General features: G+C 63.6%; 14 protein-coding genes. 3 read left to right on the top strand and 11 right to left on the bottom strand.

Annotated elements, in window-relative coordinates:
- Positions 1 to 13: 13 nt before the first annotated feature.
- Complete coding sequence (locus tag HMPREF2630_RS05210) at positions 14 to 271, top strand: exodeoxyribonuclease VII small subunit (protein ID WP_070483711.1); 258 nt, start codon at positions 14 to 16, stop codon at positions 269 to 271.
- A 135-nt stretch (positions 272 to 406) separates the two neighbouring features.
- Here HMPREF2630_RS05210 and HMPREF2630_RS05205 read toward each other — a convergent pair whose 3' ends face one another.
- From HMPREF2630_RS05205 to galU, 7 genes are all read right to left on the bottom strand, one after another.
- On the bottom strand, positions 407 to 1,630 hold the full coding sequence (locus HMPREF2630_RS05205) for a pyridoxal phosphate-dependent aminotransferase (protein ID WP_049346185.1): 1,224 nt from the start codon (positions 1,628 to 1,630) through the stop codon (positions 407 to 409).
- A 6-nt stretch (positions 1,631 to 1,636) separates the two neighbouring features.
- On the bottom strand, positions 1,637 to 2,917 hold the full coding sequence (locus tag HMPREF2630_RS05200; RefSeq protein WP_070483709.1) for a glycine betaine ABC transporter substrate-binding protein: 1,281 nt from the start codon (positions 2,915 to 2,917) through the stop codon (positions 1,637 to 1,639).
- Entirely contained in the window at positions 2,914 to 3,420 is a 507-nt protein-coding gene (locus tag HMPREF2630_RS05195; RefSeq protein WP_049332014.1) for an NUDIX domain-containing protein, read from the bottom strand. Before HMPREF2630_RS05195 ends, HMPREF2630_RS05200 begins: the two co-directional genes overlap by 4 nt.
- 28 nt (positions 3,421 to 3,448) lie before the next feature.
- Positions 3,449 to 4,606, bottom strand: a complete 1,158-nt coding sequence (locus HMPREF2630_RS05190) for a LysR substrate-binding domain-containing protein (protein ID WP_070483706.1) — start codon at positions 4,604 to 4,606, stop codon at positions 3,449 to 3,451.
- A gap of 31 nt (positions 4,607 to 4,637) precedes the next feature.
- Positions 4,638 to 5,162, bottom strand: coding sequence for a DedA family protein (locus tag HMPREF2630_RS05185; protein WP_070483704.1), 525 nt, complete (start codon positions 5,160 to 5,162; stop codon positions 4,638 to 4,640).
- 591 nt (positions 5,163 to 5,753) lie between these two features.
- The gene (locus HMPREF2630_RS05180) at positions 5,754 to 7,418 is read right to left on the bottom strand and encodes a hypothetical protein (RefSeq protein ID WP_070483702.1); all 1,665 of its coding nucleotides are present in this window, start codon (positions 7,416 to 7,418) and stop codon (positions 5,754 to 5,756) included.
- A 293-nt stretch (positions 7,419 to 7,711) separates the two neighbouring features.
- Positions 7,712 to 8,620, bottom strand: coding sequence for a UTP--glucose-1-phosphate uridylyltransferase GalU (gene galU, locus HMPREF2630_RS05175; protein WP_049345134.1), 909 nt, complete (start codon positions 8,618 to 8,620; stop codon positions 7,712 to 7,714).
- Between the two features lie 270 nt (positions 8,621 to 8,890).
- Between galU and HMPREF2630_RS05170 the strand changes: the two genes are divergently transcribed.
- On the top strand, positions 8,891 to 9,574 hold the full coding sequence (locus tag HMPREF2630_RS05170) for a 5-formyltetrahydrofolate cyclo-ligase (protein ID WP_070483700.1): 684 nt from the start codon (positions 8,891 to 8,893) through the stop codon (positions 9,572 to 9,574).
- Positions 9,575 to 9,697: 123 nt separating this feature from the next.
- Positions 9,698 to 9,883: an FmdB family zinc ribbon protein gene (locus tag HMPREF2630_RS05165; protein ID WP_049332007.1), complete on the top strand. Its 186-nt coding sequence runs from the start codon at positions 9,698 to 9,700 to the stop codon at positions 9,881 to 9,883.
- Positions 9,884 to 10,035: 152 nt separating this feature from the next.
- Here the strand turns inward: HMPREF2630_RS05165 and HMPREF2630_RS05160 are convergent, their stop codons facing one another.
- The 4 genes from HMPREF2630_RS05160 to HMPREF2630_RS05145 all read right to left on the bottom strand — a co-directional run.
- Positions 10,036 to 10,344, bottom strand: a complete 309-nt coding sequence (locus tag HMPREF2630_RS05160; RefSeq protein WP_143131597.1) for a hypothetical protein — start codon at positions 10,342 to 10,344, stop codon at positions 10,036 to 10,038.
- Positions 10,337 to 14,170, bottom strand: a complete 3,834-nt coding sequence (locus HMPREF2630_RS05155) for a DEAD/DEAH box helicase (protein WP_371440190.1) — start codon at positions 14,168 to 14,170, stop codon at positions 10,337 to 10,339. Before HMPREF2630_RS05155 ends, HMPREF2630_RS05160 begins: the two co-directional genes overlap by 8 nt.
- A gap of 232 nt (positions 14,171 to 14,402) precedes the next feature.
- A complete protein-coding gene (locus HMPREF2630_RS05150; RefSeq protein ID WP_070483696.1) occupies positions 14,403 to 14,861 on the bottom strand; it encodes a cell shape determination protein CcmA in 459 nt (152 codons plus the stop codon).
- Between the two features lie 82 nt (positions 14,862 to 14,943).
- Positions 14,944 to 15,447: MurR/RpiR family transcriptional regulator (locus HMPREF2630_RS05145; RefSeq protein ID WP_141761781.1), on the bottom strand; the 504-nt coding region annotated here is incomplete at its 5' end.

The raw sequence follows: 15,447 nt of genomic DNA, 5'->3' as shown, positions 1-15,447 counted from the left end.
GAAAGGTTCCTCAATGAGCGAGAACATTAGCTTCAACAGCGCCGAGCTGGGCGCACCCGTCGAAACCCTCGGCTACGAGCAGGCCCGCGCCGAGCTGGAGCAGGTCGTGCGTCAGCTGGAGTCCGGCACCAGCGATCTGGAAACCTCTATTGCCCTGTGGGAACGCGGCGAGGCCCTGGCCGCCCGCTGCGAGGCGTGGCTGAAGGGCGCGCAGGAGCGCCTGAACGCGGTGCGCGGTGAGCAGGGCGGTCAGGAACCCACGGCCAACTAGCGCGCCCCTCCCCGGCTTGTCCGGCTAGCTATAGCGACTAACTACAAACGGCCTGCCCCGCAGCTCATCAGAACTGCGGGGCAGGCCGTTTATATTCCGGTAGGGTTCGCTAAGCGGCCGGCGAGATATCCCTCGCTAGTGCTTCTGCTTGTAGTCGGCCATGAAGTTACCCAGACGCTCCAGGGCGCTGGTGAGGGTCTGCGTATCGGGCAGGTACACCAGGCGGAAGTGGTCGGGGTCCTTCCAGTTGAAGGCGCGGCCGTGGCTGAAGAGAATCTTCTGGCTCTTGAGCAGGTCGAGAGCGAACTGCTCGTCATCGGTAATGTCGAAGCGCTCAATATCAATCTTCGGGAACAGGTACAGCGCACCGTCGGCGGGGGTGCAGCTGATGCCGTCAATCTCGTTGAGCATCTTGTGGGCCAGGGTGCGCTGCTCGTACAGGCGGCCGCCAGGAGCAACCAGCTCGTTGATGGACTGGTAGCCGCCAAGCGCTGTCTGGATTGCGTGCTGTGCCGGGACGTTGGAGCACAGGCGCATGGAGGCGAGCAGGTGGATGCCCTCAAGGTAGCTTGCGGCGTCCTTCTTCGGGCCGGTGATTGCGACCCAACCCGCACGGTAACCGCACACGCGGTAGGCCTTAGACAGGCCGGAGAAGGTCAGGCAGAGCACGTCGTCGCCGGTGAGGGTTGCCATGTTGATGGCTTCAGCACCGTCGTAGGTGATCTTTTCGTAAATCTCGTCGGAGAACACGACCAGACCGTGCTCGCGAGCCACATCCACGATCTGCTTCAGAATCGAGCGCGGGTAGACGGCACCGGTCGGGTTATTCGGGTTAATCACCACGATGCCCTTGGTGCGCTCGGTAATCTTCGACTTAATGTCTTCGATGTCGGGGTACCAGTTGTTTTCCTCGTCGCAGAGGTAGTGCACGGGCTTGCCGCCCACCAGCGCGGTGGATGCGGTCCACAGCGGGTAGTCGGGCATGGGGACCAGGATTTCGTCGCCGGTCTCGCATAGTGCCTGCAGGGTCATCGGGATCAGCTCAGACACACCGTTACCCAAGTAGATAGACTCGGTGTCCAGGTTCATGATGCCGTGGTTCTGGTAGTGCTGCACAATGGCGGTACGTGCGGAGTACAGGCCGTGGGAATCGGAGTAGCCCTGGGTTTCGGGCAGGTGACGAATAATATCCATCATGATCGCGTCCGGCGCCTCAAAACCGAAGGGGGCCGGGTTACCGATGTTCAGCTTAAGGATGCGGTAGCCCATCGCTTCCATGCGGTTCGCCTCATCCAGAATCGGTCCGCGAATATCGTAGTGGACGTTGTTCAGTCGGGAGGACTGGCGGTACTTCGTCATGATGATTTACTTTCTAGGGTGATCCAAAATGAATTGCGCTGCGTCGTCATCGGCGATGGGGTTGGATCCGCTGGTGAGCTGCAGCAGGAACGAGAGGTTACCCGTGTCTAATGTAGATGATACGCGGTTAACCGCGTTGCGAGCGCTATCTGGCAGGGTGCGACGAATAATCGGCACCAATTGTTGTTGCAACATGGCACTGGAGGGGTCCTCCAGCACGACCAGGCGGTTGTCGTCGATGGCCGGGTTCACGCTGTGCAGCAGGGTCACCTGCACGCTGTCGTCGGTGAGGGCACGCACGCGCTCGGCGGGGTCATTCTGCTGCGTGACGGCGCGGGCCGTGAAGCGGTAGAGGCTGCGCAACGACTCAATGCCGTAGGTCCCGACCGAGTAGCTATCGGGAATGGAGAAGCCCAGGGTGGATTGCACATCGCGCAGGCCGACCAGCGAGGTGAGCTTGTAGCGGGCGCTGACGGCGCGGGTGGTGACCAGCACATCCTTGTTGGTGGCGCTGGCGCCGTTCAGCAGGTTCAGCCCCTCGGGTAGGATGCGCGAGATGGCGTTAGTCATGTCGGTGGTGGTCATGGCGCGCAGATTGATGGGATCAGCCGAACGGGTCGCGGAGGCGCTGGCCGTCGGGTCGGCCGAGGAATCCGCGGAAGGGCTTGCGGTGCCGGAGGCCTCTCCGGTCGCTCCGCTACCGGAGGCCGTATCGCTCGGGGTGGGGCTCTGCGTAGGAGCCGGGGGCAGGGTCACGCCGGCGGCGGCCGCGGAGGCGGTCACCGAGGCCGCCACGCGCTCGTTCTGTACGGCGGCGGGGCTGAGCTTGCCATCATCGGTCAGGTAAAGTAGCAGGTCGCCGCTGTAGTCGATGACGATATCCAGCGGGTCAACGTCCTGGGCTTCGACGGAGGCGGCCCCGCGGTCCACGGGTAGCGCCTCGTAGGCGGCGGTGGCTTCGGCCTCGCTCACCTCGGGGGTGGTCGATTCGGTTCCGGTGCTTTCCTGGCGTCCCGAGGGCGCGAGGAGGGCGCGCAGGGCCAGGCTGCGGCTGTGGCCCGTTTCAACCAATTCGACGGTGTAGCCGACCCTCCGCAGGGCCTGAGCATACACGTGGGCCACGGCGTGCATTTCGCGCAGGGCACCGTAGCCGATGCGCAGGGTGCCGTAGGTGGGGGCGGAGGGGTCGACCTGCGGCATCGCGTCGTGGGTGGCGCATGCGGCCAGTAGCGGGGCAAGCGCCGCGGAGCCCAGCAGGGCGCGGCGGGTTAGGGTGCGGCGGGTCATGAGGTGAGCTTCCTGGCGTTCTCATCGGCGAGAAATTCGCGGTATTCTCGGGCCCAGCTTGCGGCGTTGGTGTACCCCATCATGGAGGCCACCTCGTCGATGAGCGTGCCGTAGCGAATCGTATCGAGCTCGGCGATGGGCACCCAGCGCGCGGTGTCGGAGGAGCCGTTCACCTCGTGGCGCAGTTCGCCGGTGACGATGTGGGCACGGAAAACCACCCGCAGGGCGCAGAAGGGTAGCGCCTCCGGGTCTTTTTGAGCCTGAGCCGAGCGCACGGGGAAGTGACCGGCATGCACGCCCAGGATGTCCTCAATAGCGACGCTGTATCCGGTCTCTTCGAGGGTCTCGCGCAGCGCCGTTTCGTCGGCCTGCTCGCCCGGTTCCATGCCGCCGCCGGGCAGCGACCAGAGGGGGCTGAGGTTCCGGTCTTCGGGCACCCAGTGGGTCATGAGCAGCTTACCCTGCTCGATGATGACCGCGTAGGCCGCGGGTCGGGTTTCCATTGATAATGCCATGGTTCGATTTTACCGCCTAGCGCTTCTTACCCCGGCGCGCTGAGGCCGCCTTGGAGGTCTGGCGGGCGTGCTGTCGGGCGTTGCCGTTTTTCTTGGCGTTGGCGCGCTTCTTATCGCGTGCCTCGCGGCGTGCGTTAGCGGCGCGGGCCTTCGCCTTGGCCTTGGTCTTTTCCGCGGCCACGCGTTCGGCGCGTGCCTGGCGAGTTTCGGTGCCGCGATCGCTGCTGGCGGTACGCCCGCGCACGATGCCGATAAAGTCCTGCAGGAGAGCCTCGAGCTCCTCGGGGCGCGGCTCCCCCTTGGGCGCGCGCGGCCAGACCAGGTGCACCGGGTAGGTGTCCAGATCGGGCACAGGGCGGTAGGTGAGGTCCTTGCGGTGGTAGAAACGCGCGATGGACATGGGCACGATGTACAGGCCCACGCCGGCGGCCACCAAATCGATAGTCTCCTGGTCGTTCAACCCCTCGGGCACAATGCGGCCGGAGCTTTCACGCCAGGAGCGGGAAACCTCCTCGTAGGCGGGAATATCGGAGGCGGGCTGAAGCAGGAACTCCTCGGCCAGTTCGGCCACGGGCACTTCGTCGAGCACGGTGAGAACGTGGTCCACCGGCAGGATAACCACGGGCAGCTCCTCGTAAAGGCGGATGCTGTGGTACTTCTCGCCGTCGGTGCTGGCCGGCTCGCGGTAGGGGCGCAGGATGCTCATGTGGGCGAAGGGGTTCTCGGGAACCTCCACTCGCTCGATAGGTGCGGGCTCTGCGTTTTCTGCGGGGCTTGCCGTTTCGGAGCCTTCCGCAGACTCCGGGTCGATCAGCTGCAGGTTCTGGTGAAGGGAGTCCAGTCCGCGCGCCTCGCGCACGGGCACCTCGGCCAGGGGCACGCGGTCGCCGTAGCGTTCGTGCCAGCGGTTGAACCACTTGCCGGGCATAATGCCGGGCACGTAGCTCACGCGCAGGGCCGAGCGCTGCAGAACCGGCACGGGTAGAGCCTCCGGGGTCTGAATCGTGGCCAGCTGCTCGGGGTGCAGGTACACGCGGGTGGGAGCCTCGGAGGGCGCTTCGGCGCTGGCCGCCTCAAGGGGTGCCGTCTGCTCTGCATGATTCTCGCGGTGCTCTGCGGGAGCTGCGAGAGGCTGCTCGGGGGTGCCTGCGGTGGAGGTGTCGGTTGAACTCATCCCTCCACGCTAACACATTCGTCCGGCGAAACTAGTCGCGCTGGGTGCCGGTCCGAGGCAGAGCATCGGTGTCGTCGAGATCCTCGGCCGCACCTTCGCGGTCTAGGCGCTTCTCACGCGCCACGGAGATGACGACCGCCCCGGCCACCACAAAGGCCAGGGCTACGGGGAACATCCAGGGTTCCAGGCCCAGGGCGGCGAGAATGGCAAAACCAATCGTGGTGTAGATGCCGGCCCACATGAGGGTGCCAACCAGCATTGCGGGAATCCAGCGGCGTAGGGGCATGCGGGTAAAGCCGGTGGTGACGATGACTGCGGTCTGAAAACCCACAGTCAGAAAGCACAGGGGCACGGCGATAACGCCCCATCGGTTAATGAAGGCGCGGGCCTTGCGGTAGAGGGGACGTTCCATTGCCTCGCGGATGCGGTGGAGGCGCGCGCTCCCCTTCGCGGCCAGGGCCGCCACCCAGTAGACCAGGCTGGTGCGGACGATTCCCACAATCCACATGAAGAGTAGGGCAACCTCAATCGGCAGAGAGTTAATCCATTCTTTCACCCGGCTATTCTCTCACGAACAGATTCGCCAGTCCTCCCCGAGCGCGAATATGCTTATTCCGCGACACGCATCGGGGATGAGCCTCGCGAAGCTCAGACGAGTGCCCAAGGGCGATTCGGCGAGCAACGTTTTCCGACGGTGTATACCTTTCTGATATGGCCCAACGAGCTTCGAGCGGCCTCCCGAAAATTTTTTTAAAGATTTTTATGCACCCTCGATGCCCCGCTCTTCCCAACAATGGCGCGGATTTTATTTAGGGTAACCTTAGTTTAGTGACAGACCGTCGCTATTTTCAGTTTGTGCACCCTCTCGAATTAGGTTATATTTTTATTACCGAATGGGGCTGGCCTTGTGGGAAGGCCTCCCCGATCGGTCTAGAAGACTTTCTTCCTGTGTGTGATGCTGGAAAGGGAGCCCCATTGACGGGGCTCCCTTTTCTTTTTGTCTCTGCTACTCCCCCGCCAAATAATCACGGTGATACACCACCGAATACGCAGAATGTCCCGAAGGACTCTATCCTTCGGGACATTCGTTCATGGGAGTTTCTAGGCAATGCACGCAACCGGCGGTAGCCCGCAGGTGCCTGCCCAGCTACTTCTTGGAGTTCTTCTCGTCGTTCTCGCGGTGCAGGGCGCTCAGAGGCTTGGGCAGCTGCACGGGGTTCCAGGTGTTGCTGACCGCCTCAAATGAGGAACCACCACCGGGATGACGGCTTCCCGCGCGACGGGATACGCCGAGCGACGAACCAGGCTGGGTTGCGGGATTGTTCAACGAGGCGATATCCAGGGCGTCGAACTCAGAATCGTCCAGAACGTCCGGCAGGGGAATCTCCTCCGGAATCGGTGCGGGGGCCTGCTGAGGCGCCTGACGCACCGGGGAACCGTCGCGCAGGGCCGGACGCGGCTGACCCTGATTCGACTGGTTCGGGTGCGCCGCCTGCGGAGCCTGCTGAGCCGCTGGGCGCTCCTGCGAAGTGCCGGCAGGGCGAGGGGCGGAGAAATCGGTCGGCACACGCGGCGCGGGCTCGCGAGCGGGGGCAGCCTGGTGCACAGCCGGCTGCTCCGTGGCTTCGGCCCGGGGAGCAACGCGCGGGGCCTGCTGAGAGGCCGTCTGCTGAGGCGCCGCCTGCGGAACCTGCTGAGCGGATTGCACGGGCTGCGTGTGCTGAGCCGCTACTGCTCGCTCGGCCGAAGACTGAGGTTCAGCAGCTCGAGGTGCGGGCTGAGAGGTCGCCCCGCTACCGCTCTCCTGGTCGAAGAGCACGCTACCGCGGCGGATGGGCTGGAATCGGCTCGGGCGCTGGGGGCGGCGCTGCGGATGCTGTGCGTGGCGCGAAGCCGCGGGACGGCCTTCTGCTCGGCGGTGGGCCGGCGCATCCTGCGCAGAATCGACACTCTCAGCGGCATGGGACTCATGCACTCGGGGCTCGGGTGTGCGGGGTTCAGCGTCACGATGCTCAGCTGCAGGCACCGAAGTCTTCGGGGACGAAGCCTCAGAGGAACCCTCACGACGAACGGGCTGTGCGACGGGAGCCTTGGGGGCGGGAGCCGGCGCGGGGTGAGCCTCAGCAGCCGAAGCAGACTCTTCGGCTTCACGGTCAAGCTGCTCATCATCGAAGTCGACCTCGGAGCGCTCGTCTTCGTCATCGTCGCCCTCGCGGTGAGCGAGACGCTGACTCAAGGTATCTGCCAGACCAAAGCGGCCCGCGGCCCAGGCCAGACCACCCAGCACGGCGAAAATCACGAACCATGCCCAGGAGAACAGATCAAAGAGGGCCAGAAGCAGGCACAGCACTGCGGCAACGCCAGCCCCGGCGGCGACCAGGTAGGCCACACCAGAGGGAGTTGAAGTATCGAGGGAGGAGAGCAGGGACTGCTTGGGCTCTTCCACCACGGGAATCTCATCCGTGTAGGGGGCCATCGGGGAGGAATCGCGAATCTGCGAAATGGACGCCGTCTGCGGTGCCGCGCCGTCCCCCACCGCGTGCGAGGAGGAAGAGGAACGCGGAAGAGCAGAAGAGGGCAGGGAGGTGCCCGGCGCCACGGCGTGGTCAGAAGACTGGTAGGCTTCCGATTCGTTCAGCAACACGCCGGCGGAGGCAAGAATGTCCTCAGCGGTGCGTTCGGCGCTAATCAGGGGTCGTTCGGGCTCAACCGTGTGGCCGGCGGGCGCGCGACGCAGGCTCCTGGGTACAAACCACAGCAGCAAAATCACGGTCAGAATTACCAATACACCCGAGGTGTTCAACAACGTCATGTTAGGTCGCCCTCTATCGTCCCTAAATCCCTAGACTTTAATCATACCCTTATATTCCCATTTCTTTCCATAAAAGGTAAAAATGGGATGGATGAGCGCATATACCCCGGACGGCATACACAACGTTATGCGCAATATTGCACGCATATTAGTCACTCCGTCTCCCCAAAAGACGGAACGACCAAATAAATTGAGGAAGGCGCCCCCGCTCGGCAAGCCGACAAGGAACGCCTCCCTCAGCGTATCAGGTGATTGATACCCCGTAACCGGGGTGGTGTTACGAAAGAACGGCCTTAGCAGTTCTCGGCCACAAATTCCTTCAGCCAAGCGCGCAGGTCGTCGCCGAACTCGGGGCGCTCAGCAGCAAGAATAACGTTTGCCTTCAGGTAAGACAGCTTGTCACCGGTGTCGAAACGGCGGCCGGAGAAGACCACGCCGTAGACACCTTCGCCTTCGCCCTCACCCTGAGCCAGGGTCTGCAGGGCATCGGTCAGCTGAATCTCGTTACCGCGGCCCGGAGCGGTATTCTCCAGAACCTCGAACACCTTCGGGCTCAGAACGTAACGGCCAATCACCGCGTAGTTCGAGGGGGCCTCGTCAGCAGCGGGCTTCTCTACCAGCCCGGTGATCTTAACAAAGCCATCTTCGCCTTCAACGGTCTCGATAGCGGCAGCGCCATAAGCCGAGATTGCCTCGCGGGGAACCTCCATCAGAGCAACGACGGAACCGCCGGTACGCTCCTGGACCTCCACCATGCGGGAGAGCAGGTCTTCCTTCTCATCAATCAGGTCGTCACCGAGCAGAACGGCGAAAGCCTCGTCGCCCACGTGGCGCTTTGCGCGCAGCACGGCGTGACCCAGACCCTTCGGGTCACCCTGGCGTACGTAGTGCAGGTCGCCGCCAAGCTCGTTGGTCTCAAGAACCGAAGCCAGCAGAGCATCCTTACCCTGCTCGGCGAGCTGACGCTCCAGAACGGGAACACGGTCGAAGTGATCCTCAAGAGCGCGCTTATTGCGACCGGTAATCATCAGAACATCGTGCAGGCCGGCACGAACAGCTTCCTCCACCACGTACTGAATCGCGGGGCGATCAACGACGGGGAGCATTTCCTTCGGGGTGGCCTTCGTGGCGGGCAGGAATCGGGTGCCCAAACCGGCGGCAGGAATAACCGCCTTAGTAACAGACTTAATTTCAGTAGCCATGCCACAAGAATACCCTAAGTTGTAAAGTACTTAGGTCGAATCGTGAAACTATGACGTGAAAAATCCCTAACGTGATTAACTGCATACAGGCTCGTGCAGATACCGAAAATATCAAAAGATCGGCACGCCGCTCTTTCTTTAAATCGTCCTATACTGAGAGAAGTGTGCCCCTTCACAAATCTCCACTATTCGCGAGATTTGGGGCCTACGCCGCGAGTCTGTACCTCATGTTCAAGACACCGCTCACCCCGCAACGACGATGGGACCCCCATGCACTTCAACACCGCAGTAGCCGCCAGCACCTCCGATTCGGGCGCCAGCGCCGAGGATATCTCCCTGGATAAGAACATCCTCCGTTCGCAGATTCGTCCCCGACGCCTCATCGCTCGCAGCGAGCGAGGGCCCGCCGGACAGCAGCGAGTGCGGGACCTCTTCACCGAGAATATTCTGCGCGAGGTGCGAGAGCGTCTGCACTCCCCCGGTACGGTTGCCGCGTACCTGCCCACCCCCTCGGAACCTCCCATCACCGAGGCGCTTACCCGCCTGCACGAGGCCGGACACCGCATCATCGTGCCGGTCGTCCGTCCCCGTCGAACCCTCGCCTGGGTTGAGTGGGATCCCACCATTGACCACCCCTGCAGCCCCATGGGAATCCCCGAACCCGAGGGCGAAGAACGCGACGTACAGGCATTCGTCGAGGCCGATGTGCGCCTCATCCCCGCCCTCGCCTACGATGCGGCCGGGCATCGCCTCGGCCAGGGAGGCGGTTACTACGACCGAATCATCCCCCTGCTGAGCGAGGAACAACTGCGTGAGAAGACCCTCGGCATCGTCTTCGCCGAGGAAATCTACGAAACCGTCCCCTACGACCGCTGGGACAGTATCCTGCCGGTTATTCTGACCGAAGAAGGAACCTACCGCCCGGCAGAACGCACCGCGCAGAACCCCTCATAACGAATACGCCGCGTTACTTTTAGTCGTGGGAAGAAAACAAAATACCCCTCACGATTCAAAAGCGGTACACTCAAACCACGCAATTAACCGTAATCAACGAAATATCAATGGGCGAAGGAAGTTATGCCGGTTTACGTTTACCAGTGTAAGAATTGCAATCACGTATTTGAACAGCGCCAGTCCTTTAGCGACGATGCCCTGCGCGTCTGCCCCCAGTGCGGTCAGGAGACCCTGCGCAAGCGCTACAACACCGTGGGCATTACCTTCAAGGGCTCCGGCTTCTACAGCACCGATAAGAACTCAAACTAATAAGAATTCAAACCAGCTGCCGCAGAACGCGACGGATGGATAGCGCCGACCGGCTCGGCGTTCGATAACACGCTAGGGCGGCGGGTACCGAACAGGTACCCGCCGCCCTAGCGTGTATTGGATGATGGCTCGCGGCCTCATGCCACCGAAGCCTAGACGATGTTGTTACCCCAGTGCGGGGGACGCTGCTGGCGCATCCACTCCAGGCGCTCCTTCTCCTCGGGGGTGAGGGGCTTCGAGGCGCCGTGGGCGGTGCGCTTCTTCCGCGAGCTACTGCCGGAGCCACCGCCGGAATCGGCAGTTTTTGGCGCGGCCGACCGGTTGCCGGGCACCGCAGCGGCGGGGGTCCCCGACGACGGGTCCAGACCCGCAAGACGGGGTTCGGCACCTCCCACGGTTCCGCCCCCGCTCACCCGGCGGTTACCGCGTCGGGGTTTGGGCACGGGCGAATAGTTAGCCACGGTCCTCAGCATCCTCGTCCATGTCCAGGTAGTGCAGGATGCGCGCCACCACGCCGTCCGGGTCGGAGAAGACCTCCAGGGTGCCCAGCGTGATGTAGTTCCAGCCGGTGCGACTCAGGCGCTCGGGTAGCAGGCGCGTACGCTCGCGCACCGAGGCCCGCGCGTAGTTCTGCTCGCCGTCGGAGCAAGCCACCAGAGGCATCGCGGCGGGAGCGCTCGGGCCGGAGGAAACCACGGGAGCCACGCCCAGGGCGGGCACGGGCTCGGCCACGAGCTTTTCGGGGGCGTGCGCAATCAGCGCGATGTCACCTTCACCCTGCGTCACGCGTACGCCGCGGGCCTGCAAACGCGCTACCAGATCGTTGAGCAGCCAATCGCCCAGGTCGGGGGTTTCCTGCTCGTCGGTAGCCAGGAAGGCATTGCGCGGCAGAGTCTCGGGCACGCGCTGTGCCTTCGCCTCGGCCTCTTCGCGGGCCTGGCGCTCCGCGTGCTCACGCAGCAGGTGGTAGAAGTCGACCGCGCCGTGGTGTAGCTTCTGCGGGTCCAGCTCGGTCGGGTCGATGCACGAAACGATGCGCAGGGCCCGGCGGGCGCGAGTCAGCGCCACGACAAAGCCCTGACGGCCGTGCTCGGTGGAGAGCTGACCCAGGTCATAGGAGGCCTGGCCCAGGCGGGCGCGTCCCACACCCAGCGAGAAGATTACGGTGTCGCGTTCGAGGGTCTCGGCGCGTGTCAGGTCGACCACGCGGAAAGACTCCTCGCCGGCGGCAAAGAACGGGGCGAGCTGCGGGTACAGGTTCAGGGCGTGACGCACCGATTCGGCCACGCGCTGAGCATGCTTGGGGCTGGCCGTTACGACCGCGAGGGAGCGGCCGGGGGTGCGGTAGGCGTGCTCCAGCACCAGGTTCGTGACGCGCTCGACCTCAACGCCGGGCGAATCAAGGTTCGCGTTATCGCTCACCTTGCCGCGAGTGTCGATGTACTCCACGGTCAGGGTTGCGGCCGGCTGCGAGGAGGCGCGGCTCACCGGGGCGGCGTGCAGCTGCGAATCGTAGAACTCACGGTTCAGGTAGTCGAGAATCACCGGGTCCATGCTGCGGTGCAGCATGGCCAGGGTGCGGTTCGGCAGTACCGTGGCGAGCACGTCGAAGGTGCTGTCCAGCTGTTCATCGGCGGGGTCCGGCGCTCCGAAGGTCGGTGCGGACACGATGAACGGCGAGGGGTATCCCGAGTGCGGGTCGCCCAGGGCGATCACCTGGTCGGCGCGGGTGATAGCCGGCAGATTGGCCGCCAGCGGGGTGGATTCAGAGTCCAGCAGGATGGCCGTGTCAAAACGCATCGAGGCCGGCACCTTGCGGGCCAGGGCGAAGGGGCTGGCGGTCCACAGGGGCAGCAGGGTGCGCGCCATGACGGGCGCGTGCGTCAGCAGCTCCTCCAGCACGAACTCGTAGCCGCGCAGCTGGCTCTTCAGGTAGGCCGCCTGGTCGTGCTCGGATTCGATGCGGTCGGTCCACACGCGCGCGACCTTTGCCAGAAGGCGGGCCGGGGCGCTGGTCATGTGGGCGTAGTCGGCGCGACGGAAGCGGGATTCGGTGTCTCGCAGGCGGTCACCGTCCAGCAGTTTACCCTCGTGGCGTTCCAGCAGGTATTCCAGCGCGGACTGCCACCAGGCGAGCTCCAGCTCGGCCGCGACAACTTCGGTCGGTACCTGACGGGCGTACAGGTCATCCAGCAGCTCGGACAGGCCACGTTCGTGAAGCTTCTGCTGGAGCGCGTCACGTTCGGGCAGGGTCATGAGCAGGACGCGGTCGTCCATGAGGGCGTCCAGGCGGGCGTCCAAAACGTCCAGGTCGGTGCGCACAAAGTCGGTGCCGTCGATCGTATCGGCAAGCACGATACCCAAGCCCGCCAGCTCGGACACCAGGGAGTTCAGGGCGTCGGCCAGCTGATCCAGGTTCTGCGGAATCTGCGGGGTGCGGGGTGCCTCGATATGGCGAATCCACTCGGCACGTTCGGTCTGCACAATCTTGAGCTGTTCGTGCAAATCCCCGATGTTCACGCCGGGCAGGATGTACTCCTTCGCCGCGCGACGCAGGCGGGAGCGCTGCATACTGCTCATCTCGATGCCGTTCTCGCGACGCCACGCACCGGAGGCGGTTGCGGCAATCAGATCGGTCACGGGGCGGTCGTACACATCGGCGCGGAAACGCTTAAGCGTCTCGCGAATGCGCATCAGGATCGCCAGCTGCGACTCCCACTCGGCAATCGTGCGGCCCGGGCGCAGGCCCAGCATGGCGGCCATACGGTTCATGGCCTCGCGCAGATTCAGCAGGGAGGACTTCAGGGTAATGACCAGGGCGTAGGCCTCCGCGGCCTCCTCGTCATTGACCAGGCGGGCGCGGTACCACGGCGAGGTGCGCGAGGCCGCGGCGAATCCGTCAATCTCGCCCAGGCGCACGAGCTCGGCGCGTACCTGATCGCGTTCCAGGAGGGAGTCCAGCATGGGGCGGTCGAAGCGTACGCGGGTGGCCGGGCCGTCCTCGGATGCGGTCAGCTCGGCCAGACGCTGCAGGGCGGCGTACACCGAAATCTGCCAGTGCGGGTCCTTCGTGAGCAGAGCGCGGGTGTGGTCGATGAGGGTCTGGCGGGTGGCGCACAGTTCCTCGTTGAGGTCCTCGGAGTTCGGCTCCTCGGCACTTTCGTTGCGTACGATGGCGCGGATAAATTCGGCTCGCTGCGCCTCCGAATCGTGTTCGGCCAGCAGGTCGTAGCGCAGGCTGTCAATGCCGGTGCGCTTGAGCAGGGCCGAGAACTCGGCGAGCGTCGAACGCTTCTCGCCCACAACCAGCACGGATTTTCCGCGGCCGATGAGGGCGGAGGCAATATTCACGGCGGTGCGCAGCGGCTCGGTGCCGGGGGCCGCGGTCACGGTGAAGGAGAAACCGCTCACCGCGGTGTCGATAATATCCTGGGCGTTTGCGTCCGCGTCGAGCAGGAGCATCTCCTCGGCGGGGTCGCGCTGGTCCAGGGGCTGCTGCAGGTTGTGGGCGTTCAGCTCGCGCGGCTTCACGCCCGGCACCTTCAGCGCCGCCACGTCACGCACAAGCGGGGTGATGGCGGTGTGGGGCAACTCGCCCAGGCTTTCCTTCAGGTCGGCAAAGGTCGAGATGAAGTACTTCGACTCGATGGTCATGCCCGGGATACGGCCGGCCGAGGCGCGCATGCGCTCGATGACCGGCTCCGGATCCAGACGAGACATGGAGTTCGCCAGCTGGGCCACGTCCATGGTGCCCAGGTCGATGCCGTACTCCTGCTTGATCTGGCGGACCATGGCGGGGTTCAGGCGCGCGGAGCCGGCCAGGCGCAGCTCGAAGTCGTCATCCTTCGGGTGCGGGGTGATGCTCAGCGGCGCCATGAGGATCGGCGCGATGAAGCGCTTCTCGTAGGCTGCGGCGGCCTCGCGGGTGTCGTGCGAAAGCCAGGATGCGGTGCCCGCCACGAAGTAGCCGGAGTCCAGACCGTGGTCGGTGGCAAGCTCGTAAATCTTGGTGCGCAGGGTGCGGGCGGAGCGCATGCCCGCCTCCAGCTGCGACTTTTCGCGCAGGATGGTGGAGAGGCGGGTCTTACGTCCGGCAAGTAGCTGAGCCAGGCCGGAGGGGTTCGCCTCCGACAGGTCGATGTGCACGTAGTCGACCTGGTTGAAGTCAAGCATCGCGTCGGGGCCGGTGTAGACGTCCATCTGTTCGGCCCAACGCTCAAGCCCCGCCGAGGGGTCAAAGTCCTCGTGGGCGGGGTTCAGGTGCGGGGGAAGCTCGGCGATGCTCATCTCGGGTTCGGTCGTTTCGGCTAGCTGCGCCTGTTCTTCGGGGGTCGCCGATGCGACGGGTACCTCGGCGGTATCGCTCGGGGTTCCGTCGGTGTTCTGCATGTGAACAGAATCAGGAGTATGATTCACGTCTCGACTATCCTTGTATGTCAGTGTGATGCACGGCGTGCAATCCGGTGGTGCTTCGTGAGCGGTCCTCGCGCTCAGATGTTATTCGATCTACGATAGCGTCCTAGCCCAGCGTCATCGAGAGATTAGCCATGGTGAGCACCAAAGCCACCATGACATAAAACGCCATGGCCGCCAGCAGGACCCAGCGGTACCTGGGGGCCAGTTCACCCTCCAGGTTACCGAAGCGCAGGGAACGGAAGAGGAAGAAGGACAGGAGCGCGCCGGGCAGGTTACCGATGACGGCCAGCAAGATAATCAAATACAGAGCATAGGCTCGTTCGGTGCGCTCATTCTCGATTCCCGCAAGCTTAAGAGTACCGCCCAGCAGCAGGCTCAAGCATCCGTTCATGAAAGCAACCGTAAAGAAGGGAATCTTCATGGCGTCCTGGAAGCTCATCTGGGAGTTTGCCGCACCCACGGCAATCCACAAGAAGAGGAGGGCCGGAATAATCATGAGGTACCAGAAAAGGTACTTACGCATCTTCTCGGAGTTATCAATCAGCGCCAGGATTGCGGTCACGAAGGTGTCTCTTTCAGGTTCTGTTCAGGAGGTAGATTCAGGGCAGCGGGAATAAATTGGCTCCGGGCAGGAGCGCCCGCAACTACGGGGTGGTTTCGGTGCCTCCGTCGAGGGCATCCTCAACCTGCTTGCTGAGGGATTCTCGGCGCGCGGTTTCCGAGTACTCAATGTAGCGACGCACCACGTAGTCCAGCACCACCCAGAGAGCCACGAACGAGTGGTAGGGCTTGCGCTGGGTGCTGATGTGGGTGGGGGTCGCCTGGTAGTGCAGGGAGTACTCGGCGTGCGAGGACATGTAGTTCACGCCAATCGCTGTCACCGCAACCATGGGAATACGGCGCAGCGACAGCATCTTGATGTGCTCGCGCATGTTCTCGGTCTGGCCCGAGAACGACACGATAATCACCACATCGTCCTGGGTCATGGTGTTCATGGCGCTCTCGAACTCGTTGCGAGCCGGAATAACGTGGCAGAATTTGCCGCAGGCCTGCATGGACTTGGCGAACTCCTGCACCGCGTTGCGCTGAGCGTAACCGGTGCCAAAGCAGTAGACGGTGCGCGCCTCGTAGATGCGTTTAAGCAGACC

It is taken from the genome of Rothia sp. HMSC072B03, assembly GCF_001809565.1.
Taxonomy (GTDB): Bacteria; Actinomycetota; Actinomycetes; order Actinomycetales; family Micrococcaceae; genus Rothia; species Rothia mucilaginosa_A.
The sequence above is the reverse complement of the archived record's forward strand: the minus strand, read 5'-3'. Positions and strand labels throughout refer to the sequence as shown.